The organism is Symmachiella macrocystis (genome assembly GCF_007860075.1).
Classification (GTDB): Bacteria; Planctomycetota; Planctomycetia; order Planctomycetales; family Planctomycetaceae; genus Symmachiella; species Symmachiella macrocystis.
Genome location: NZ_SJPP01000001.1, coordinates 2,533,744 through 2,556,721 on the forward strand (window position 1 = coordinate 2,533,744; position 22,978 = coordinate 2,556,721).

Below are 22,978 nucleotides of genomic sequence, written 5' to 3' on the forward strand. Positions count from 1 at the left end.
AGAAAGGGGCAAGGCATACGTGCTTGCCCAACTGAGTCCATGAAGTGCGTGTCTGCAACTCAATTAGTTTTGTAGGCAGGACCGATCCTCGGACCACAACAAAACCTCACATTCATGCACTTTGGGTCTGAGGGGCCCGTTGGCGGTGATTGTCATTTGCCGCTGCGCCGCTGTGCGGAGAGACGATTTGATAAAGGTCTCGCACATAGAGATTGCCAAGGGTACAATTACAAGGAAGCGTGTCACGATCGCTTGATATTCAGGCATGTACGCAATGATTATTAATCCAAGCTTTTCGACTTATTGCTATCGCGTCGATGCTTGCGATGACTTGGTGTGGGTTGACGCTGCTTGGTTAGCCTTCGCACGCGAAAACGGTGCCGCGGAGTTAACCGAGAAGTCCGTCCAAGGGCGCAGCCTCTGGGAGTTCTTTGCGGATGCGACTACGCAAAGTTTGTACCAGGAGATTCATCGGCGAATTCGCTTAACGGGCCGATCATCGGTCATTCCCATTCGGTGTGACTCGCCGAACCTGAAACGTCAAATGCAACTGACGATTTCATGCGAACCGCAAGGCACATTGTATTATCGAAGTGTGCTGCTGCGAGTCGAATTGCAACCAAGATTTACACTACTCGAGCCCAGCACAAAGCGAACGACGGACGAGTTGACGATGTGTAGCTGTTGCAAGAAATGTCTTGTCGAACCGACGGATTGGGTCGAACTTGAGATAATGGCTGCCCGGCTCAATTTATTGGAAAATGAAACGGCTCCCTGCCTTCTCTATTCGGTCTGCCCTGGCTGTACTGACGCAGCACGTTAGACCAGTCACTGAGCGCAAGCACTTCTGCTCAAGTTCGCTGCTTATGCGTTTTTTTCCGCGATGTGTTTCTAGGCGGCCAGTCGGCATTCGTCACTGACCATTAAATGAGCGTCCGTTTCACTGGGGTAAACAATCTGGCTAACGACAGTTTTCGAGTCAATGGTCGCACTCAAGCCCCCCCCATACGGAATACTCCACGAACCGACTGGAAACATCGCCCCACCCGGCGAAATCAAATTCTGTTCCAGGAAAAATCGCCCATGCGGTTCGCCGGTGTGATTCAATTTTGTTTTGCGAACATGCGAATTAGACTACAACGCCCTCAACATCTCTATGAGTCCGCACACCCACCAATTCGAGGGTAGATAGATATTCGATGCCAGTGTTCGATTATAATTTCCAGGTTCAGGCACCGCTGACAGCCGTTCGGCAATTTCATTCCGATACCCGGGCGCTCAAGCGTCTCACTCCTCCCCCCACGATTGTTCAGCTACATCAAATCGAGCCGTTGATGGAAGGATCGGTTTCAAAATTTACGCTCTGGGTGGGGCCGCTGCCTCTACGCTGGAAGGCTGTGCACTATGACGTTTCGGAGCACGGTTTCACAGACGTTCAGGAGGAAGGGCCCGCTGCGCAATGGCGTCATACGCACTCCTTCACTCGTGTGACGGATGACGTCACGGCAATCAATGAACACATCGAATACGAGCATCGATCGGGATTTTGGGGAATCGTCACGCGGATTTTGTTCGCTCGTCCGAATCTGTATTTGATGTTTGCCTATCGAAAATTCGCCACGCGCTGGTATTTGCGACGGCAACTCCGCGACTGACTTGGCGGTCGACGCGCCAACGTTCTTGAAGCGATTTCAACTATTTGCCCCATTGGGGGATTGCCATGTTGGAGCGTACGTCTTCAATTCACTGAACGTTTTGAACGAATTTGGCCAGCGTTCATGACAGGTTTCAGTCAATCAACCCTCGGTTTACGGTATTTAACTCCAGAAACAAAAAGAAGTTAGGGAATTAGTCGCATGTTTAAAAGAACCACGATGTTGGCGTCGGCTCTGTTCGCAGTCACCGTTATATGCAGCCCGGCTGTTGGGCAGGAAAAGGATATTGTGGATACAGCGGTGAGAGCGGGATCATTCAAGACACTTGCTGCGGCCCTGCAAGCGGCTGATTTGGTAGAGGCGTTGAAATCTGAGGGGCCGTTCACAGTTTTCGCCCCGACTGATGCGGCCTTCTCGAAGTTGCCCAAGGGAACGGTCGAAACACTTCTCAAGCCCGAAAACAAAGATCAACTGGTCAGCATTTTGACCTATCACGTGACTAAGGGAATTGTCCCCGCGGCGAAAGTTGTCAAACTCAACGGCGCGAAAACGCTGAACGGTCAGCAGGTCGACATCGCTGTGGCCGATGGCAACGTGAAGGTAGATGATGCAAACGTCGTGAAAACCGACATCCGTTGCAGCAACGGTATCATTCACGTCATTGATCAGGTCATTCTGCCAGCGACGGACGATATTCCTACTACCGCAGTTAAGGCCTGCAACTTCAGTACGCTGGTCGCAGCTGCTAAGGCTGCTGGACTTGTCGAAGCTCTTTCGAGTGCGGGACCATTGACTGTGTTCGCTCCTACGGACGAAGCCTTCGCCAAGCTCCCCGCCGGAACCGTCGAGAGTCTGCTCAAACCTGAAAACAAAGCCAAGTTGGCTGCCATTTTAAAGTATCACGTGGTGAAGGGGCGGGTTTATTCGTCAGACGCGCTCGCCGCCGGCAAAGCAAACACGCTTCAAGGCGACGCGGTTTCAATCGCGATGCATGGTCAAGCAGCCATGGTGAATGAAGCCAAGCTGGTTGCGACTGACATCGATGCCAGTAATGGGGTGATTCATGTGATCGACTCAGTGCTGCTGCCTCCCGCTAAGCAGTCGGCCGTGCATCCTCGAAAGATGATCGAGCGGGCCATCGGCCAAGGTGCGCCGCTTTACAACTCCGGACATGCCAGTGAGTGCGCACAAGTTTACATGAGGACAGCTAAGAAAATCCTGGCGATGGAAAATCACGGGATGTGTGCTTCGACCGCACACAGGCTGGAGACCGCGATCAACATGGCGGAACGGACGTACAGTTCCGAAACCCAGGCCTGGACCATGCGTCGCGCTCTGGATGTCGCCTACAGCCAAGTCCGATAAACATCATCATTCAACGTGCGTAGCCAGCCTCCACTCTATTTGGAATGGGGGCTGGCTTTTTGAGTCACGCATTGTCTAGCAGTTTTCTTAGCCGGCTCGAATTCAAAATTCAGAAGAAGCAAAGTTAAAACGATGTCCTGGAAAAAAGTCATCTATGCCTGTCTCACCACGTTCTTGGTCACTGTCGCCTATTTTGGCTGGCGGTTGACGGCCAGAAGCGCTTACGAGACAGCGAAGTACACCGTGATTGAAGTCGACGGTTCATTCGAAACACGCAGCTATCCGGACTTGATGCTGGCAACAACCAACATGAAAGTTCAACCGGAAGACGACGATGGTAGTTTCATGCGACTGTTTCAGTACATCAGCGGTGCCAACGATAATGATCAAAAAGTTGCAATGACGACGCCCGTGTTCATGGAATCACAAAACGCCGATAGCCCAGGTCAAATGGGATTCGTGCTGCCGAAGGACGTCAGTGAAGTACGCGTACCGGAACCCTCTGATGAAGAGGTCGAAATCGAAAAACGCGCTGGGGGAAAATTCGCTGTCGTGCGATTCGCCGGTCGAATGAATAGTGAAACGGTAGCAAAGGCAAAAAAGGACCTGCAACAGTGGATGGACAGCCGCGGCTTCGTCGCAGAGGGCGCGCCTGAGCTTGCCGGATATGATCCCCCTTGGACACCTGGCCCATTGCGGCGCAATGAGATTTTGATCCGGTTGCAATAACGTGACTTATCTCTGCCCAGCTTTCGGGAAATAATATTTGCTTGGCGATGAAGTTGGACCGCTAGACTGGCAATCCCGAGAACCGCCTAGAAGTGAAGAAAGGTTTGCAGCCATGGGAAGCAAGTTAAACATCGCGATGTGCAATGACGCACGTCACAATCGGCTGACTGGCTATATCCCGACGCCCGAACAATTTGAGGAAGCTCGGCGGCGTTTGAGATTAGAGCGTCAGGCCGCCGCTGGTCAGATTCGACCTAGGGCAAGTAAACTTTTTGAAGCACTTGATCGAATTTGCGGCAGACTGCTTTGATTTCGCAGTTCTCAATGCAGATGTCTGACTTAGCGACTGATGCAACATTTTCAAATTCCACGAAACTCAGCTGATACTCGAGGAAGAAATGATCATGTATTATCTCAAGTTGTACTGCTGCACTCTCCTGTGCTTTTTCGTGATCGACATGGTCTGGTTGGTCTTGATCGCGCGTGGGTTTTACCAGAAACATTTGGGATTCATGCTCAAGGACAATCCCAATTGGCCGGCCGCCATCGTGTTCTATCTCTTGTTTGTTTTTGGGCTGTTGATCTTCGTCATCGTCCCGAGTCTAGATGCTAGCTCAACGAAAAAGGTACTCATTTTGGGTTGTTTGTACGGCGTAATCACGTACGCAACTTATGACCTAACCAATTTGGCCACAGTTAAGAATTGGCCGTGGATTGTGACGGTTGTGGATATGATATGGGGCGGGGTTTTGGCAACGTCAGTCAGCTATCTGGGCTACCTGGCTGGCAAGTGGTTGCAGTGAAGCTAGTGAGTTTATTTTGCTTCGCTTGCCTCTAACTCTTTGATTGCTTTTAAAACCTCTTCTGCTTCAGCCGTCTTGAGATCACTTTGAATGCGGCTGGAGTGAGATAAGCGATGTGCCTCCTCGAGCAACTTGGCGTACTTGGCTTCGAGTTTGCTTTTTTTATTTGCGAATAGGCCAAACATGATTATACTCCAAATTTTAGATACTGATGACTTTGAGATCTGTATTGTATGACCAGCGAGGTTTTAGTCACCAGAAATCGCAGTCAGCGAAAAGTCCACATTTTAATTGAATGAATTACTTTCTCGATTCCCGTACACATGCAGCGGCAATTGACACCAGACCCAGACTTAATGCGGGTAAGCCGAACAATCTCCCCCAAGCTGATCCCTGATCATGTCCGACTGTACCCATTGATTTTTCGTGAAGACGGAACTCCAAATTCATGCATGTGGCATCCAGCAGCTTCTTGAGCCTGCGAACCGCTCTGAGGTACGATCCCGGTGGCAAACCGAGTTGCAAGAGCTTCAACCCAGTTGCCATTTTGGAAACGTCAACAACGATCGAACGACCCGTGCAGGAAATCGAAAAACCGCTGCCGTCAAGCTCGCATTGTAAGAAGCCATGAAGTTGGCATTGCGATAGGTCCGTCACGTTTAAGCCTCCGACGACTCACCTTGACGCGTTGAAATACGGAGTGTGCCGTTCATTTTCCAGAGTGCGTGTTCCGACTCAGGAGCCGTCGAGCTGGGGATATTGACCTCGAAATTGTCGAACTCATAACTAATTTCCGCATCGCGCCCCGTCAAATTGTCATACAAGCTCGTCGCTAACTCAGGCCATGTCCGTGTGTCTGTCTGGTTTGCCATGATCATTCTCTCCAACAGAGTTTGTCGTGTGCCCGATCCAACGTCGGGAGGTTCTTAGGAAGTCTAGAACTCAAGCGATGAACGACAAGTCAAAGAACCGCTCAAAGACTCGCACACTCAGCCTTTGAGTCCAGTGCATATCGAGACGGCGGCGCAAGGCGCGCTCGAACCCCACCCAGACCGGCATTTTCCGGAGTTGCCAACCTCTGCACGGGCCGTCGTTTGTCGCAGGGGCGAGCGACCGACAACCGGCTCCGACGAAAGCAGCTCCCTGCCAGCATGAAGTGTGGAACAGTTTTCCTTTGGGTCTGACCTGAAAGGCGCGCCAACTCAAGCTGGGTTGGAATGCTATGCACCGGATGAGTGACGGAACGAATTGCCCTGTTAGGCGATCAGTTCATTCACAACGCGGCCGTGCACGTCCGTGAACCGGAAATCGCGACCGGCGTAACGGTAGGTGAACGTTTCGTGATCGAACCCCATCAGCTTCATGATCGTAGCATGCAGGTCGTGGACGTGGACTTTGTCCTCGACGGCGCGGAAGCCGAATTCGTCCGTCGCACCATGCACGTAACCACCGCGAACGCCGCCGCCCGCCATCCAGGTCGTAAAGCCCCAGTGGTTGTGGTCGCGGCCGTTGATCTTGCCGGCGTTGGAACCTTTTTTGGGCAACTCGACGACCGGTGTGCGGCCGAACTCTCCGCCCCAAATGACGAGCGTCTCTTCAAGCAGGCCCCGCTGCTTCAAATCCTTGAGCAGTGCGCCGATGGCTTGATCGCATTGACCGGCGAGGCGACGGTGATTGACTTCGATATCGTCGTGGTTGTCCCACGGTTGGCCGGCACCGTGCCAGACCTGCACGAACCGCACGCCCCGTTCCACCAAGCGGCGGGCGATCAAAATCTGTCGCGCTTGAACGCCGGGTCCGTACATGTCGAGGATGTGTTTCGGTTCACTGCTGACGTCGAAGACATCGGCGGCTTCGATTTGCATGCGGTAGGCGAGTTCGTATGCCTGGATGCGCGCTTCCAACTTGGGGTCGTGGCCCCGCTCCTGCAGATGTTTTTCGTTCATCTGTTGCAGCAGGTCGAGTTGTTTGCGCTGCTGTGATTTGCCCAACCGATTGTTCTCGACGTTGGCGATCAGCTTGTTGATCTCTTTGTGTTTGGTATCGATGTATGTTCCTTGATAGATCCCCGGCAAAAAACCGGCTTGCCAGTTTTGGGATTCCTGAATCGGATATCCGCCCGGGCACATCACGACAAATGCGGGCAGGTTTTGGTTGTCCGTTCCCATGCCGTAGGTCAGCCAGGATCCCATGCTGGGGCGGATTTGCCGTGCTTCGCCGCAGTTCATCAGCAACAGTGACGGCTCATGATTTGGCGCATCGGCATGCATCGAGCGGATGACGGCGATTTCGTCGATTGACTCGGCGGTATGTTTGAACAGTTCGCTGACCGGGATGCCGCTTTCGCCGTATTGCTGGAACTTGAAGGGCGACTTGAAGGCGGCTCCGGTGGGGCGTTCGGTCCGTAGGTTTTCGATGGGCAACTTTTTGCCATGAAATTCGTCGAGCTTCGGCTTGGGATCGAATGTATCGACGTGGCTGGGGCCGCCATTCATGAACAGGTGAATCACATGTTTCGCGCGAGCGGGAAACTGCGGCATTTTGGGCGAGAGCGGATTGGACGTCGCCGCTTGGAGCGTCTTCTGTACCGAACCGCTTTCGGCCAGCAATTGCGAAAACATCAATCCCCCCATACCCATGCCGCAACGGCGGAGCATGTCACGGCGGTCGACGACAGGTTCAGGACTGTGTGCTTGATCGATAGTCATGTTCAATCCACGAACTGGAACTCGTTGGAAAGCAATAAAATCTGCGCGAATTGCGCCCATGCGGTGAGCGGACTGGGGGGCGGGCCGGCGAATTGCGCCTCCGCACCATATTTGACTGCAGAGTCATCCGCCATCGGTTGCAACGTGATCGTGACCGGCCACTCGAAACCATCGTGACTCAACGTTTCCCACATGTCGGTCACAAATTCGACCGTCTCGCCTGCTTTGACGGGAATGTCTTTGAGCGGTGTTTTCTTTTCGGCGTTGTGGACGTGCCAGGCTTCGCCCTGCTGAACGCCGGCGACCAAGATGCGGCCTCGCACGCCGTCGCCCTCTTTTCTGGGGTGTTTCAGTTTCCCGCGGACGGAGATGCGACCATCGGCCGGAGCGGTCCACCGCCGCACGGTCACTTGCTGCAAATTTTTACCTGGGTGCCCTCCCTTGGGATTGAGCATCGTCCAGCTCAACGTGTCATCGGGCAGCTTCGCGCCTCCCTGCCACGCCTTGCCGGTGAAGTGGGGCAGGGGGGTGAATGCCTTCAGTTTCCCCGCTTCGGGATCAAGGTCACCGTAGCCATAACTCCATGGATTGGGTTGCACAGGATCATCATCCGCTACCGCTCCGGTGACGTAACGCACAGCCAATTCGATTTCGCTGTCCGTCGGTTGTCGAGCCAGGACTTGTTGATAAATCCGCCGTACCTTCTCTGCTGGGTCATCGAGGGCGATTGATTCCACCAACTGCGTCGCTTGTTCCAAAACAAACGGGCTGTTCATCAGAAACAGCGCTTGTTGTGGAACATCGGTTTCGTAGCGTTTGGGGGAATGCGTATCGGGACCAGCAAAGTCGAACGCGCGGAACAGTCCCGGCAGATTTTGGCGATCGACAAAGGCATACACCGTTCGCCGTTTCGGAAAGGGTTGTTCGGTGATTTTCACGGACTTGCCACCGAGGGTGGGGTCCAATTCGCCAGAGGCAGCTAACACCGCGTCGCGCAGCCCCTCAAAATCTCGGCGGCGGCGGTTCATGTGTGTCAACAATTCGTTTTCCGGATCGCTCTCAATGATCTCGAGCGTGGCATCGCTGCGTTGACGATACGTTTGTGATTTGACAATCGCGCGAATCAGTTGTTTTGTCGACCAGCTGTTGTCGATCAGCGTGCCGGCCAAATAATCCAACAATTCCGGATGTGTGGGCGGATCGGCGCGGACGCCGAAATCACTCGGTGTACGCACCAGTCCGTTGCCGATCAAATGTCCCCAGACACGATTGGCCCAGACGCGAGCGGTGAGTGGATTGTCGGCTGCGACGATCGCCTGCGCCATTTCCAATCGCCCGCTTCCCTTTTGAAACGGTTGTCGTTCTTCGCGGTGCACGACTTGCAAGAACTGCCGCGGAACCTTGGGGCCGTTGTTCCCTGGTTTGCCGCGGAGAAAAATCACAGGGTCGGCTGGTTTTTCTTTATCCACCAACCGCAACGTTGAGGGTTCGTTCTTCGGTTCATCGCAACTGTTGAACACGCCGTAGAGCGAATAATAATCCGCTGCAGGAATCGGGTCGAACTTGTGGTCGTGGCAACGAGCGCAGGTCACGGTCAGTCCCATCAACCCGCGTGTGACGACATCGATGCGGTCGTCGATGATGTCGTGGCGATTGTTCAAAAATCGCCGACCCAAAGTCAAAAATCCCATTGCATGCAAATCGGCCGGGTCGTCCGAGACAAGGTCGGCGGCGATTTGCTTGATCACGAATTCGTTGTATGGCAAATTTTGGTTGAGCGCGCCGATTACCCATTCGCGATACCGCCAAGCATCCGGATAGTTGCGATCCTCTTGAAAGACATAGCCTTTCGTGTCCGCATACCGCGAAACATCCAGCCAATGCCGTCCCCAACGTTCGCCGAATTGCGGCAACGCCAGATACTCGTCGACCAACTCGTCATAGGCCGTTGGTGAATTGTTGTTGACGAATCGCTGGACCTCTTCGTATTCAGCGGGCAGGCCGAGCAGGTCATATTTTAATCGACGCAGCTGCGACTCTTTGTCGGCCGGCTGTGAGGGGGCAAGTCCGGCCGTAGCAAGTTTGGCGGCGATGAATCGGTCGATTTCGGTCAGGCTCCAGGCATCGTTATCGGGACTCGGAACAGCCGGGCGCTTGATGGGCTGATAAGCCCAATGGTCGCGCCAATTGGAATGCACATCATCAGCGGCTTCAGCCGGAACATCCGAGGCCGGCCACGGTGCGCCCATCTCAATCCAAGCCTTGAAATTGGCCAACACATCGTCGGGCAATTTGCTGTCAGGGGGCATCTGTGTGTCGTCGGGATCATGTTGCAGCACTTCCCACAACCGGCTTTCGTCCACCTTGCCCGGTGTGAGTGCGGAGCCGCCGTCGCCTCCGTCTACCAAAAATTTTCGACTGTCGACGCGCAATCCGAACTGTTGTTTTTTGGCCGAATGGCATTCGTAGCACGACTGCACGAGCACGGGGCGGATCTTCGTTTCGAAGAACTTTTCCTGTTCCGCAGTGATCTTGGCCGGCGGTTCCTCCGCACAGATCGTGAGCGGTCCGCACAGACAGATCAATATCGCGTAAGAGAGTCTTCGCATTGTTCACTTCAGGCGGGAAAAACAGTTAGGAGGGATTCAGGGGTGGGGGTGGCTCAGAACGGGTCTACAGCCACCTCGATTATACGCCATCGGCCGGTCTGTGGGTAGTTCTTATCGAATGGACATCCCAATTTTGCCAACGTAGCAGCCCAGTAATATGTCTCCCTCTCCCTCAGGGGGAGGGCCGGGGTGAGGGTTTTCGCACCACAGAAAGTGCCCCTTCACTCAAAATTCTTTAAGTGCAAAGTATTCAACGGGAATAGGGGAGGACGATGTTATGTGTCTGGTGGTATCTCAACTGGAAAAACGGGGCGGGTTCGTTTTTTAAATGGTAGGTCGCGAAAATTGTGCGTGTGGATCCCGGCGGCGTCGACGTTGTAAATCGAGCCGGCCAGTGGTTCGAAGGCGGCGCGGAAATGTGCTGCGGATTTGACTGAAATATATTTCATCGCTGCGCAGTCGATTCCCAGGCTGCGGGCGAACGCTGGATCGAAGGGTTGTTCGCGGGCACAAACGACAACGATCGAAACGCCGTCGATTTTCAACCAAGCTGACGTTCCCATGCTGCCGGTCAGCCCGGCAAACATCGGCCCGTCATAAGCGAACTGGCCGTCGGAAATCGCGACCACTTCCGCCGTCGCCTCAATGGGTGCTCCTTGCACCGGACTCGACTTGCCTCCTAATGACACCGCGAGACTTGCGCCGACACCAGCTGCATGCGCCTGGGCGGCCACTTCGGGGTCGACCATGTAGAGCACCAACGCGTCCTCTAAACCTTGCTCCAAAAATGTTCGCAGGACTTCCGTCGAGTCCCCGGGCGAACCGCCGCCAGTATTGTCCGCATGGTCGGCTACGATAATCGGATAGCGACCTGCTGCTTCACCAGCGGCCAATGCTTCCTTGATCGTTACCGGGGCGGAATACCAACGTTGGCGACGCTCCCAAATCCAGTTTCCAAATTCATCAGCGGTGCGTTGCGCCAAATCAACATCGCAGTCGGCAACCACCATCACCGAACCGCCGACCTCCGGCACGTCTGCCCAGGGAAAACCGGTCGCAATGGTGATGCTCAAAATCCCCGGCCGTTGTTCCATGTCGTGCATCAAGCGGATGACTTCGTCCATCGGCGGGTGAGCGGTCACCTGACAGCGCGTTGCCCAAAACATCGGCAATTGATAAATCGCCGTGACGGGATGGATCTCTCCACGAACGGTACGGACCATCATCTCAGCTGCTTCAACGCCCCGCTCGGCCATGTCGATGTGAGGAAACGTGTCGAAGCCGATCAAGGCATCTGCCTGTGCAACGCGGAACTTGGTGTGATTGCCATGCAAATCCTGCGTGACAATAATTGGCCGATCCGGCCCAATCGCGGTGCGGACTGCTGCGATAAAATCCCCATCGCCATCGTCGATCCCCTCAACGACCATCGCGCCATGCAGGTCCAACAACACCCCATCCACCGGCCCTCCTTCAGCCTCGGCATCTGTTAATCGCTGGAGGAACTCTGCTTTGAGCGCATCGTAGTCCCCGCGGTCAATCAGACCACCGGGAAACGCCGACGCCCGTAATAGCGGCACCGCTTCGAACCCGAATGTCTCCGCCCCCTCAATAAAGCCCCCCGTGCAGACGTTCGTCCCACGAAACCGCGAGAGCACGTCGTCGCCGCGAATGATCCCTCGGTCATGCTCAAAGTCCTGTAGCGTCGTCTTCGTGTCGACACAGGTACTCGTTTCGTGCAGGACACCCCCGATAGCAATCCGCATGGTGTTGGCTCCGATTTGCTGGTTGGATTCTCGCGCAATCACGGCAGGCGGGAGCCTGCCCTACGGCAAGTATGCTACCACAAAATGGGGTTTACCGTAGGTGACACGGAGCCTTTGCTAGGGGGGACGCCACTGGTCTGAAAGCCCTTTTCTTTCTATCCATCTTACTAATGTAGAGAACCACTATGGTGAAGTCTTACCATCAGCGCAGCAGAAAGGCCGGGCTGTCGCAAGGGGGCGACAGACCGGCCTTTTCGGTGCCTATCAACAGTCTTTCCGAAGTGGGGAACTTCGAGCAGGGGAGAGAGCGTTGTTTACAAGTAGATTCAAAACCCTCTGACGCGTCACGCAAAAGCTTGTATTATAAATTCCTGGACAGGCGCAACCGGGTTTTGAAAATGGGTCTAGGTGCTCAGCATCTGAGTTTCGAATTCGATGCCGTACTTTTTCATCTTCTTGTAGAGCGTCGTGCGATTGATGCCCAGTAGTTTGGCGGTGTTTTGACGATTCCAGCCGTTGCGTTCCAGGGCTTCGATGATGATCTCGCGTTCCGGGGCCGCTAGGGCGGACTTCAAGTTGGCGGCGGAGATTCGGGCTTGAAGGCTGCCGGGAATCCGCGACGCTTGGCTGATGCTTTCCGGCAGGTCCTCGACGTTCACCACCGAGCCCTTGGTCAGCACGACCGCCCGTTCGATCACGTTGATCAACTCGCGGACGTTGCCCGGCCAATCGTATTGTTGCAGAACATTCAATGCGTCTTCGCTGAAGCGTTCGACCTGTTTGCCGGTCTGCTCGTTGAACTCATGCAAGAAGTGATCGACCAGGGCGGGGATGTCGCCAATACGTTCTCGCAGCGCGGGTTGTGTCAGCGTGATCACGTTGATGCGGTAGTACAGATCTTGGCGAAACTCGCCGTTGGCGACCATTTCTTCCAAGTTGGCATGCGTTGCCAAGACCAACCGGACGTCGACTTTGTGTGTTTCCGAGCCGCCGACCGATTCAAATTCCCGGTCTTGCAGCACGCGCAGCAATTTGACTTGCAGGCTGGGGGAGGCGGTGGCGATTTCGTCTAAGAAAATCGTGCCGCCGTCGGCTTGGAGGAACTTTCCGATTTTGTCGTGTGTCGCTCCGGTGAATGAACCGGCTTTGTGTCCAAACAATTCGCTTTCCAACAACGAATCGGGCAAAGCTCCGCAGGCGACTTCGACGAACGGTTTGTCGGCGCGGGAACTGAGTTGATGAATCGCTCGGGCGGTCATTGTTTTACCGGTTCCGCTCTCGCCGAGGATCAACACCGTGGTCCGCGTGTCGGCCACGCTTTCCAACAGGTCGAACATTTTTAACATTTTGTAGTCTTGGCCGATGATGCTGCCCAGACCGAACCGTTGATCGAGTTGTGCTTTGAGGTTTTTATTTTCCGCCAAGATTTTCCGTTGGCCGAGTGCGCGTTCGACGGCGAATTTGAGCTCTTCGTCGATCATCGGCTTGGTCAGATAGTCGAAAGCTCCGGCGCGAATGGCTTCGACCGCGTTTTCGATCGTACCGAATTCGGTGGTGAGGATCACCGACGTATCCGGACAGTTTTCGCCAGCCCATTCCAGCAGGAAAAACCCGTCCTGGTCCGGAAGATTGGCTTCGCTGATGACCAACTCGAAGGGGAATTCGGCCATCCGCCCAATGGCGTCGCGGCAGCTGTCGGCGGTTTCGATACGGTGCCCCAAGCCGCGCAAATAGTCGGCTAAGGCTTCGACCAGATCGCGGTCGTGATCGACCACCAACAGTGATCCCTGTGTCATGGATGATGCGCCCGTCGTCATGTCGTACTCTCGTTGAAAAGGAGATTCATCTTGTCGGCAGGTTTTGGTATTTCTGGCACCTAGGACCTGAAGCGTTTTCCGCTCAAGGTTTCTGGCACACGCGACCCAAGTATTAAATTGTCTACACAGTCGTGGCGGGTCTCGTGCGGAATGTACGGGTTGTCAGGAACATCGCGGTTACATGCCCGCGAAGCCTTCCTGCTTCGCCGCTGAATTCCTCGGCACGTCCATGTGCCGAAAAGAAATCAGCCGGGAGTCTTGTTGTCGAGGGGGTACAAAAACATAGGTCACAAGTTGCGAGGCGGCAACAAATTCCATGCGATTTTGATGCTCGGATGCAACTTGGGGTTATTTTTACCCCCGCCATTGCGGCAGGGCATGCCGCCAGACCGTTGACTATAGGCCTTAGACTGGAGGATTGGCCCATCCACGCAATTCCGCGCTCCTACCCACTCTCCGGCCACTGGCCACTAACCACCGACCACTCCTATTTCTGCTTACTGTTCAGGATGAACAAATAGGGTGCGTCTTGCTTGCGCGATGTCGTCAAATTCGATATGCTGGGACAGTCAACCTTCCAGCCCACCGACACACGACGGAACCGCACGCCATGGACGATCGCTTCAACACCATCCGCCAGGGAGATTGCGTTGCGGGTATGAATGCTCTCGAAGCGGGGAGCGTGGATCTGATATTCGCCGATCCTCCGTTTAACATCGGGTACGATTATGACGTCTATCAGGACTCCGTTGCCGCCGAGCAATATCTGGACTGGTCAGGCGAATGGATTACTGCCGCCCACCGCGCACTGAAGCCGGACGGCACGTTTTGGTTGGCGATTGGCGATGAATATGCGGCGGAGTTGAAAATTGCCTCGCAGAAAATCGGCTTCCATTGCCGCAGTTGGGTGATTTGGTACTACACGTTCGGCGTGAACTGCACCAAGAAATTCAGCCGCTCGCACGCGCATCTGTTTCACTTTGTGAAAGACCCGGAGAAGTTTACGTTTCGCGACGACGACCTCGACAACCGCATCCCTTCCGCTCGGCAGTTGGTCTACAACGACAAACGCGCGAATCCCCGCGGACGGTTGCCGGACGATACCTGGATCATCCGTCCAGCGGACGCGATCGGTGAGTTATCTCCCGACGATGAGAATTGGACGCTGCCTGAGATTGAATCACCGGCGGACGACGACAACACCTGGACGCTCCGCCCGCAAGACTTGGCGGACCGCTTCAAATCGGACGAAGACACCTGGTACTTCCCCCGCGTCGCCGGCACATTCAAGGAACGCGCCGGGTTTCATGGCTGTCAAATGCCCGAACAATTGCTCGGCCGTATCATCCGCGCCTGCTCGCATGAAAACGACCTCGTCGTCGACCCCTTCTCCGGCAGTGCAACGACATTGGCCGTTGCCAAAAAACTGGGCCGCCGGCATTTGGGATTCGAGCTCTCCCCGGAATACGTCAAACATGGGATGAGCCGGTTGGATGGAATTCGTGTCGGCGACCGCCTCGATGGCGCAGAAGAACCACTCGCCAGTGCCCCGGCAACCGGGAAACGCGACAAAAAGGACAAGTCGGCGAAGCCACGCAGCGCAACCGAACAACGTTATAGTGAAGTTCAGAAACATCTCACTGAGTTGGGGGTGAGCGAAGCGTATCGTTTGACGCACGCTGGTTACTCGGTTGATCGTCTGATTGCCGACCCGCAACTCAACGAATCGTTTCTCGAAGCCTGTCGCCGTTTGGGGCTGGTGGGCGATCCGCGACATTGGAACCGTTTGCTGTTTCGGCTCCGTAAATCGGGGCATTTGTCGCACATTGAAACGACACGAGAAACGTCGCTTTCGTGGGTGGATTGCGATGCGTATCTCTTTGCCAGCGAAATCGCGTTGCAGATGCTGTTGGACGAACAACAGGCGGGGAGTTTGGATGAGATCTTGTGCGATCCGGAATTAGCGGCGCAGTTCGATGCGATTGCCGGACGGTTCGCTCCTGGTTTTTCGTCACTACAATATCGTTGGGCGGCGTTGAAACTTCGCAAGCAGGCCAAATTGGCCCGCAGCCGCGGCTCGGTTTTAGATCCGCCGCGCATGAGCAAAATGCAATCGGTCGAAGACTACATCGCCACCGACGTTCCTCAGCAGCCGGGCGTCTATGTGATTACCGGCAAGGCCAAGCACAAGTTGTACGTCGGCGAAGCTTTGAATCTACACACACGATTGACCGCACAATTTGGCGACGCAGACGCGCATGCGAATTGGACCAGTTTTTCTAAAACGCTGACGATCCAAACCTTCCGCACCGAAACGGCCCCGGCGGAAATGCTGGCGTGGCAAAGTTGTCTGATCGACAGATACAACCCGCGATTAAATTTCCACGAATTGCGCACGACGGTTTGATCGCGTTGCGCGCAATTCATTCCTTGCCGACGCTGCCCAATGCAAAACCATTCAACGTAGCTGGACCAGGATTGCATCTCCCGCAGCGCAAAAAAAACCACCCGTGCCAAACAACGGCACAGGTGGCTCTCTCACAGCCGACGGCTCGGGAGGGCCGTCGCACAGATTCCCGATCGCCACGCGGTGACCTTCCAAGGCCTGACGGGTTGCCAGGGGAAATTGATCAGGCCCAGGATGACGCGGGCGACCGGGGTAGCGGGTTATTTCGTGAACTTCAGGCCGGGATCTTTGGGATCGCCACCCTGAATCTTGAAGTCAAAACCCTTCTCGGTGGGCGTCATGATTCCGACCAACTTGTCGCCGTCCTTCTTGCGGACCAGCGTCATTTCGTTGCCCGAGACCGTGTACGTCCCTTCAAAACTGCTCGTCTCGTCTTTGGACTTAAAGGTCCATACAAAAGTCTTGTCGGCGTTGAGTACAAATTGAAACTCGACACCCTCTGCCGGGCTGGCCCGGAACTCACCCACGATTTTGGCCTGCTCAGGCAACTTCGCTTCTTTGGGCTGTTGCACTGGGTCGGTCGAAGCCGGACCCGCATTGCCGGCGTTGCTCAAGGCTCCCAAACCGGTCGAGTTGGTTTCAACGCTGGTTTGCGGCTGCTCGGCCGGTTGTTGGTATTGAGCCGGTTGCTGAGTTTCGACTTCTTGTCCGGTGATCGTCCCCAGCATCTTGGCCGCCAACTCATCACGCGGTTCCAATGCGACGACTTGCGTCAATTCCTTCGCTGCCGATTCGATGTGGTTCAGCATCAGGTAGTGATAGGCCAACAGAAAGCGAATCGCCGGGTCTTGTTTGTTTTGGTCGCGAGTTTCCTCCAAGTCTCGCAGTCGTGCCGTGTAAATGTCCGCTGAAGGGTACAAGTTTTTGAGCGTGTCCCAGTTCCAACCCGGTCCAGCTGTCAACGCCACATGAGCAGAGGCAGCCGCTTGTCCGTATTGTTTCATCGAGAACAAAACCAGCGAACGAAACTGATGCAGGTCCGAATTGCTGGGCATCTCTTTGATCGCCAACTCAATTTTCTCCATCGCCGTTTTCAGGTCGCCGGCATAGAAAGCTTCACGAGCTTCCGCAAAGTAGTTTGAAGCGATTTCCGAAAGTTGCGGATCCTCGCCCGCCACTTCGAGCGGCTGGTTGTAGTCGTATACCGAGATGACGTTAGCCACGCAGTAAGGATTGCAGTACGTGTAGGTCGGTCTCACATTCACAAAGCTGCTGTAGAGACCGAATCCCCAACCGAAGTAGCGGCGGTGACGTCTGTGACCGAAACCCCACCCGTGGTGGTGACGGCGTCCGTGGCGATGTCCAAAGTGCCCACCGTGCCATTTTCCAAACCCTTTGCCATGTTTGTGGTGGTGTCCACCGTGGTTCCAATGGCCTTTGTGTTGTCCCCCCCTATGACGTCCGCCGTTGTGGCGTCCGCCAATATGACGTCCACCCATTTTCGATCCACCGATTTGTCGCCCGCCCTTTTGCGATCCACCGTTGTTGTGCCGTCCACCGTTCTGGAATCCGCCGTTGTGACGACCGCCGTTGTGACGCCCACCGTTGCTCGGTCCGCGGCTTTGCGTCCCACCGCGGTTGCCACCGCGACTGGATCCACCGCGGTTGAAACCACCCCGGTTCGATCCGCCGCGACTTCCGCCACCCCGGTTGAAACCACCCCGGCTCGATCCGCCGCGGCTACCACCACCACGGCTGAAGCCACCGCGACTTCCACCGCGGCTTCCGCCACCGCTACGCCCGCGTGCTGCGGCGTCTTCGAGGTTTGCGGCAAAGGTCATTGTGAGTGCCAAGCTGGCAACAATCAGTGTTTTTTGGAAAGTTTTCATCGTTTTGGTTCCTTGGTCGTGATGTATCTGTTGTGGGAGAGTGTTGTGTGTTTGTCTCTCGTATAAAGGGCCAAGCGAGCAACGACCGCTTTTGTTACAACAATTTTGTAGGATTTCCTTAAGTCGTTACGGCGCAATAAGAAACGCGACCGGCGGCTCCCAATGTGGTTCGCCCGGTCGCGTTTCGTTTTTCTGCGATTGTCTCAGCCCTATCGCCAGTACCCGCCGTAGTAAGGACGATAGTGACCCCAGTGGCCGTGACCCCAGTGCCCGCCGTGGTGTCCGCCCCAGTGGCCGTGACCCCAGTGCCCGCCGTGGTGTCCGCCCCAGTGTCCATGGTGACCATGGTGGCCGTGGTGCCCGTGATGATGTCCACGGTGTCCACCGCGATGTCCGCCGTGATGACCACCACCACGATGTCCGCCATGATGTCCACCGCCGTGGTGCCCGCCACCACGATGCCCACCGCCGCGATGTCCTCCTCCGCCACGATGCCCGCCTCCGCCACGATGCCCGCCACCGCCGCGATGTCCGCCACCGCCGCCACGTCCCGCTTCCGCGATGCTTGGTTCGGCAACAAACAGGAAGGCTGCCAATAGGACTGCGAAAGCTGAAAATTTGGTTAACTTCGTCATCAAAAAATCTCCTCGAATTGTTTACCGTAGTGATAGTTGAGTTGTTTGATTCATCCCTCTACAGGTCCAAGCGAAAGCAACGTCCATCTGTTACAGCATTTCCGGCCGAATTCTGGAAAAGCCGCTGTTTCGCTCCGTCCATCCTGTCGAACAGCTCAGGATCCCCGCACGATTGCCCGCTCACAATTGCCTGCTGTAGAGACGAAAACAGGCGGTTGAAACGACCTGCCCGTGTCGCTTCAACCGCCTGTAAGTACTTGTGATTCACTCTTTTTGATCGTGTGCCGTCTGTCTGCTTACCGACTTCCCAGCCAGTCGCTGGAGGAGGATTTGGTTTGGCTGACCGTCACGTTGGCGGTGATTTGTTGTTTCATCGAAGCAGCTACCTTCGAGACGAATTCCACCGAGTTTCGGAGGGATTCGGGCGAAGATCCCGCATCGACTTTGGCACAGAAGATCACTAGATATTGCCCCGCTTCGTTCTTCTCAATCACCCAGGCACCCAATTTGGTGCGGGCACTTTGCTCCATCAACGCCGTGAGCATTTCCAAGGTCGGAGCCTGTTGCGAAACCGTCGCCAGAGACCAAACTTTTCGCGTTTCCGCTTTACCGAAGCTCTCTAGTTTGGCGGAGATAAAGACACGTTGAGTTTCGCCGCCATCGGCCTGCAAATCCGCGGAAAAGGCTGTTTTTCCTTGCGGAACGATCGTCAGGCCCGATTTGGCTAAGACATCAGGAACCACAATTGTGGTGTAATCAATGACTTCGGCGACGAATGCCTTCGCTTCGGCAATCTCGACGCAGTAGCTCATCAAACGAGCCTTGGGGTCTAAGGATTGTGAAATTGCCACCAATTCGCCAGCAGCATTGACCACCGGCCCGCCGCTGTCGCCGGGGTTGATCGGGGATGTCGTTTCCACGACCCGCATATCATGTTCACCGGCCTGTGTGCGAAATTGCTTGCGATAGACCGAACGGACCGAGCCGGAAGTGTATGTCCACAGCACGCCGCCAGCGGTGGGATTTCCGATTGAATGCACCGTTTCCCCCGGTCCGATCGAGGTTTCGGCGATTTCGATAGCGGGGGTGTTTTCGGGAATCGAATCGAGTTCCACGACCGCCAAATCCCGTTTTTTATCGACCATCACCACCCGGGCGCGGATTCCGAACGTGTCGGCTCCGTCGATGTAGTGTTGCCGTTCGGCGATCAGTTGGTCGTCCTGGAATTGTGGAAAGAAGATCAGGACTTCCGTTGAGGCGCCGACCACATGAAAATTGGTAACAACCCACTTCTTTTCCGCATCGACCAGCACGCCTGAGCCGGTGGAATAACCATTCTCCGCTTTGGCAATGATCCATGTCGTCGACTTGAGGGTCCGCTGATAGACTTCGGCATCGGCGAACGCTGTTTGTGTCGCCGCCAGCATCATGATCAAGGCGATTGTTGTCGCAACTGTTTTTCCGCCAAGTCTGTTGTTCAAAGTTTTCATGGTTGCACCGTTTCCTTGTGTTTGTGTGTTTGGTTTTTTGTGTGGTTTGGCACGGGGAGAAGGTTTGTTCCCGGCCTGCATAGCCTCCCAAGCGAAAAATGAGATGAAATGTTACGCACGACCCGGTAGTATGTGGCCCCGGCTGCAGCAGGAATGGCGGAATTGTCGGGCGATTGATGGTCAGCAGCGAGAATTGTTGATATTTTGTGTGAACCAATTGGGTCTGCTGCGATCCAAGTAAGAATTCGCCCCTGCGTGGATGCATGCAGGTCGGTGAAGTTGACGGAGTGAAAAATACGGCGCGGTATCACCGCTGACCGACGAGGAGAGGACGCATGACGACCAAGGGTGAGCAATTTGCAGGTTTGACGGTGGCGTTAGTCACGCCGTTTCGCGATGGCGCAGTAGACGAAGCCGCCCTGCGAAAACTGGTGGACTTCCAAATCGAGCAGGGGGCCGATTGCGTCAGCCCGGTCGGCACCACGGGCGAAAGCCCCACGTTGTCGCACGAAGAGCACGAACAGGTCATCTCAACCGTCTGCGACCAAGCCGCCGGACGGATCAAAGTCATGGCGGGCACCGGTTCGAACAGCACAGCTGAGGCGATCCGTCTCACGCGGTTCGCCAAAAACGCCGGCGCAGATGCCGCTCTGCTCGTCGCACCGTATTACAACAAGCCGACGCAAGAGGGGTTCTTCTTGCATTATCAGGCCATTGCCGAAGCGGTCGATATTCCGCTTGTGCTCTACAATATTCCCGGCCGGACCGCGAAGAATATCGAAGCGGAAACAATCGTCCGTTTGGCGGAGATCCCCAACATCGTGGCGGTCAAGGAGTCGACCGGTTCAATGGATCAGGCTTCGCAGATCATCGCCGAATCGAACCTGACGGTGCTTTCGGGCGACGACAGCCTCACGCTGCCGCTCATGGCGCTGGGGGGACGCGGTGTGGTGTCGGTGGTGGGGAACATTGTTCCCCAAGACGTCAAAGCCATGCTGACGGCGTTTGAAAAGGGCGATCTGCCCGCTGCCCGCGCGCAACATTATAAGTTGTTTTCGCTCTGCCGCGATTTGCTCTCGATGGCGACCAACCCAATTCCGATCAAAGCGGCCATGAAAATCCTGGGCCGCGACAACGGCGAATTACGGTTGCCGATGACACCGCTCGATGCATCGCAGGAACAGGAATTGGCCGAAACATTGCGGACATACGGCTTGCTGTAGACGTGCGAAAACGATGTCCGACCGTAGAGTGCGTCACGACGCACCCTACTTCTACGCGGATTCGGTTTTACTTGCTTCGGGTTGGGCTGCGGGTGATTTTCTGTCGAGACTCATGGCGCCCGCGCCGTTGGCGATGATCATCAGCATCGCGCCCATCATGGATAGGTTCTTCATGAACGCAATGGTCTGCGTTTGTTTTTGTTGAACGTCCTCGATGTTCCAGAAGGCGTGGAAGTAATAGGTCGCCAGAATCAAAAACACCAACAGCAGGCTGGCACCGATGCGGGCTTTGTAGCCGAGGATTACCGACAGGCTGCCGGCGATCAAAAACACGATCGCACCGACCAACATGATTTGCGGTGCGGGGACTCCTGCGCTTTCCATGTATTTCACAACGCCGCTGAATTTGGGGATCTTGTTCCCCACCGCACTCATCAAAAAGATCGTGCACAACATCACGCGGCCGAGAACGTTGACGGGACCTAACATCGCAATTGCTCCGTAGTGGTGAGTTTTCGTTAGTAGATGAATGGCACTTTGACTTTGTGATGTGTTAATTCAAATCGAACAACATGATTTCCGCATCGGTTGCGGCGACGATCTCTAGTTGTTGCTCTTCACTCACAGCGGCACCGTCGCCGGTTTGTAGGTCGAGTCCGTTGAGCGTCACGCTTCCCCGCAGCACTTGCAACCAGGCATGCCGTTGCGGGGCAATGTTGTGTGTCACGCGTTGCGACTGACCCAGTTTGGATAAGAAAATCTGCGTGTCTTGTTGTATCACCAAAGAACCATCCGCTCCGTCCGGCGCAGCGACGAGTCGCAACCGATTCGTCATCCCCGCATCATCAAACCGTTTTTGGTCGTAACTGGGCTGGATCCCCTTTTCGCGAGGCTTCAGCCAAATCTGGTACAGGTGCAACGGTTCATCACTGCTGGGATTGAATTCGCTATGCGTAATGCCGGTGCCGGCGGACATGTGTTGAAATTCGCCGGGCCACAAGACCTCGCCATTTCCCATGTTGTCCTTGTGCTCGATGGCTCCTTCGAGGACGTAGGTCACGATTTCCATATCCTGATGGGGATGCGTGCCGAAGCCGCGACCGGGTTGGACGCGGTCTTCATTCATCACCCGCAAGGCACGAAAGCCCATCTGCTGCGAATCGCGGTAGCCTGCGAAAGAAAAAGTATGCCGCGCTTTCAGCCAGCCATGGTCGGCAAATCCGCGCTCATCAGCTTTTCGGATATTGATCATGACACTCTCTGGGATTGTTTTTACAAGAATGGTTGATTGGTCAACTAATTGGCCAAAAAAACGGCTCAGTCCTCTAACATTCCGCTGCGGATCTGTTCCAGTAAGCGGATCAACTCCCGCAGATCCTTCCGCGGCATATGCGCGAAAAACTGTGTTTGCAACTCGACCAACGGTTCGTCAATTTTTTTCAGGACGTCCAACCCGGTGTCGGTGATTTCCACATAGACGACTCGACGGTCCTTTTCGCAGCGGTGCCGTTTGACGTACTCCGCTTTTTCCAGTCGGTCAATCAAACCGGTGATGGCCGGCACCTGTTGAATCATGCGACTGGCGATTTCCAACGACGGCAGCGGCTTTGCTTCTCCACGCAGGATTCGTAGCACGTTGTATTGCGAGGAGGTCAGTCCAAACCGACGGAACAGCTTCCCCGATCGACTCTGAATGTAATCCACGGTGCGGAGGAAATTGAGCGTAACTTCCTCTTCTAACCGGTCGAACGGTTTTCGTTTTTTGATTTCATTTTGGAGTTTGCTAGCCATAGTTTTCTCTTTCGCTGATTATTTTACGCGGAAATAGTCTTCATGTCAAGTATTTTTCTGGGTGTGGCTAGTCTTTTCGAATCGGTCGCCT

General features: G+C 55.0%; 18 protein-coding genes. 6 read left to right on the top strand and 12 right to left on the bottom strand.

Going from position 1 to position 22,978, the window contains the following annotated elements; all coding sequences use genetic code 11:
• Positions 1-1,199 precede the first annotated feature (1,199 nt).
• The 4 genes from CA54_RS09805 (at position 1,200) to CA54_RS09820 (ending at position 4,552) form a co-directional block, all read left to right on the top strand.
• Positions 1,200-1,655, top strand: coding sequence for an SRPBCC family protein (locus CA54_RS09805; protein ID WP_146370596.1), 456 nt, complete (start codon positions 1,200-1,202; stop codon positions 1,653-1,655).
• Positions 1,656-1,856: 201 nt separating this feature from the next.
• Positions 1,857-3,020 (top strand): fasciclin domain-containing protein, encoded by a 1,164-nt coding sequence (locus tag CA54_RS09810; RefSeq protein ID WP_146370597.1) that lies wholly within the window; start codon positions 1,857-1,859, stop codon positions 3,018-3,020.
• Between the two features lie 132 nt (positions 3,021-3,152).
• Positions 3,153-3,749: an SOUL family heme-binding protein gene (locus CA54_RS09815; RefSeq protein ID WP_146370598.1), complete on the top strand. Its 597-nt coding sequence runs from the start codon at positions 3,153-3,155 to the stop codon at positions 3,747-3,749.
• 404 nt (positions 3,750-4,153) lie between these two features.
• The gene (locus tag CA54_RS09820; protein WP_146370599.1) at positions 4,154-4,552 is read left to right on the top strand and encodes a DUF2177 family protein; all 399 of its coding nucleotides are present in this window, start codon (positions 4,154-4,156) and stop codon (positions 4,550-4,552) included.
• Positions 4,553-4,563: 11 nt separating this feature from the next.
• Here CA54_RS09820 and CA54_RS09825 read toward each other — a convergent pair whose 3' ends face one another.
• The 6 genes from CA54_RS09825 to CA54_RS09850 form a co-directional block, all read right to left on the bottom strand.
• Positions 4,564-4,737, bottom strand: a complete 174-nt coding sequence (locus tag CA54_RS09825; RefSeq protein ID WP_146370600.1) for a Lacal_2735 family protein — start codon at positions 4,735-4,737, stop codon at positions 4,564-4,566.
• A 474-nt stretch (positions 4,738-5,211) separates the two neighbouring features.
• Positions 5,212-5,424, bottom strand: a complete 213-nt coding sequence (locus tag CA54_RS09830; RefSeq protein ID WP_146370601.1) for a hypothetical protein — start codon at positions 5,422-5,424, stop codon at positions 5,212-5,214.
• A 384-nt stretch (positions 5,425-5,808) separates the two neighbouring features.
• Entirely contained in the window at positions 5,809-7,260 is a 1,452-nt protein-coding gene (locus CA54_RS09835; protein WP_146370602.1) for a DUF1501 domain-containing protein, read from the bottom strand.
• A 2-nt stretch (positions 7,261-7,262) separates the two neighbouring features.
• Positions 7,263-9,869, bottom strand: a complete 2,607-nt coding sequence (locus tag CA54_RS09840) for a PSD1 and planctomycete cytochrome C domain-containing protein (RefSeq protein WP_146370603.1) — start codon at positions 9,867-9,869, stop codon at positions 7,263-7,265.
• A 275-nt stretch (positions 9,870-10,144) separates the two neighbouring features.
• On the bottom strand, positions 10,145-11,635 hold the full coding sequence (locus tag CA54_RS09845) for a M81 family metallopeptidase (protein ID WP_146370604.1): 1,491 nt from the start codon (positions 11,633-11,635) through the stop codon (positions 10,145-10,147).
• A gap of 404 nt (positions 11,636-12,039) precedes the next feature.
• On the bottom strand, positions 12,040-13,431 hold the full coding sequence (locus CA54_RS09850; protein WP_146370605.1) for a sigma-54-dependent transcriptional regulator: 1,392 nt from the start codon (positions 13,429-13,431) through the stop codon (positions 12,040-12,042).
• Positions 13,432-14,062: 631 nt separating this feature from the next.
• Here CA54_RS09850 and CA54_RS09855 point away from each other — a divergent pair.
• Positions 14,063-15,859, top strand: a complete 1,797-nt coding sequence (locus CA54_RS09855) for a DNA methyltransferase (protein WP_146370606.1) — start codon at positions 14,063-14,065, stop codon at positions 15,857-15,859.
• Positions 15,860-16,119: 260 nt separating this feature from the next.
• Here CA54_RS09855 and CA54_RS09860 read toward each other — a convergent pair whose 3' ends face one another.
• The 3 genes from CA54_RS09860 to CA54_RS09870 form a co-directional block, all read right to left on the bottom strand.
• On the bottom strand, positions 16,120-17,748 hold the full coding sequence (locus tag CA54_RS09860; RefSeq protein WP_146370607.1) for a tetratricopeptide repeat protein: 1,629 nt from the start codon (positions 17,746-17,748) through the stop codon (positions 16,120-16,122).
• A gap of 209 nt (positions 17,749-17,957) precedes the next feature.
• Positions 17,958-18,383: a hypothetical protein gene (locus CA54_RS29230; protein WP_197532342.1), complete on the bottom strand. Its 426-nt coding sequence runs from the start codon at positions 18,381-18,383 to the stop codon at positions 17,958-17,960.
• Between the two features lie 296 nt (positions 18,384-18,679).
• Positions 18,680-19,873 (bottom strand): S1C family serine protease, encoded by a 1,194-nt coding sequence (locus tag CA54_RS09870; protein WP_197532343.1) that lies wholly within the window; start codon positions 19,871-19,873, stop codon positions 18,680-18,682.
• 335 nt (positions 19,874-20,208) lie between these two features.
• Here CA54_RS09870 and dapA point away from each other — a divergent pair, with 335 nt between their 5' ends.
• Positions 20,209-21,096, top strand: coding sequence for a 4-hydroxy-tetrahydrodipicolinate synthase (gene dapA, locus CA54_RS09875; protein WP_146370609.1), 888 nt, complete (start codon positions 20,209-20,211; stop codon positions 21,094-21,096).
• Between the two features lie 51 nt (positions 21,097-21,147).
• Here the strand turns inward: dapA and CA54_RS09880 are convergent, their stop codons facing one another.
• The 3 genes from CA54_RS09880 to CA54_RS09890 form a co-directional block, all read right to left on the bottom strand.
• On the bottom strand, positions 21,148-21,585 hold the full coding sequence (locus CA54_RS09880) for a DoxX family protein (RefSeq protein WP_146370610.1): 438 nt from the start codon (positions 21,583-21,585) through the stop codon (positions 21,148-21,150).
• A gap of 64 nt (positions 21,586-21,649) precedes the next feature.
• A complete protein-coding gene (locus CA54_RS09885; protein ID WP_146370611.1) occupies positions 21,650-22,348 on the bottom strand; it encodes a pirin family protein in 699 nt (232 codons plus the stop codon).
• Between the two features lie 65 nt (positions 22,349-22,413).
• Positions 22,414-22,887 carry a MarR family winged helix-turn-helix transcriptional regulator gene (locus CA54_RS09890; protein ID WP_146370612.1) on the bottom strand — a complete coding sequence of 158 codons (474 nt, stop codon included), beginning with the start codon at positions 22,885-22,887 and terminating at the stop codon, positions 22,414-22,416.
• Positions 22,888-22,978 lie beyond the last annotated feature (91 nt).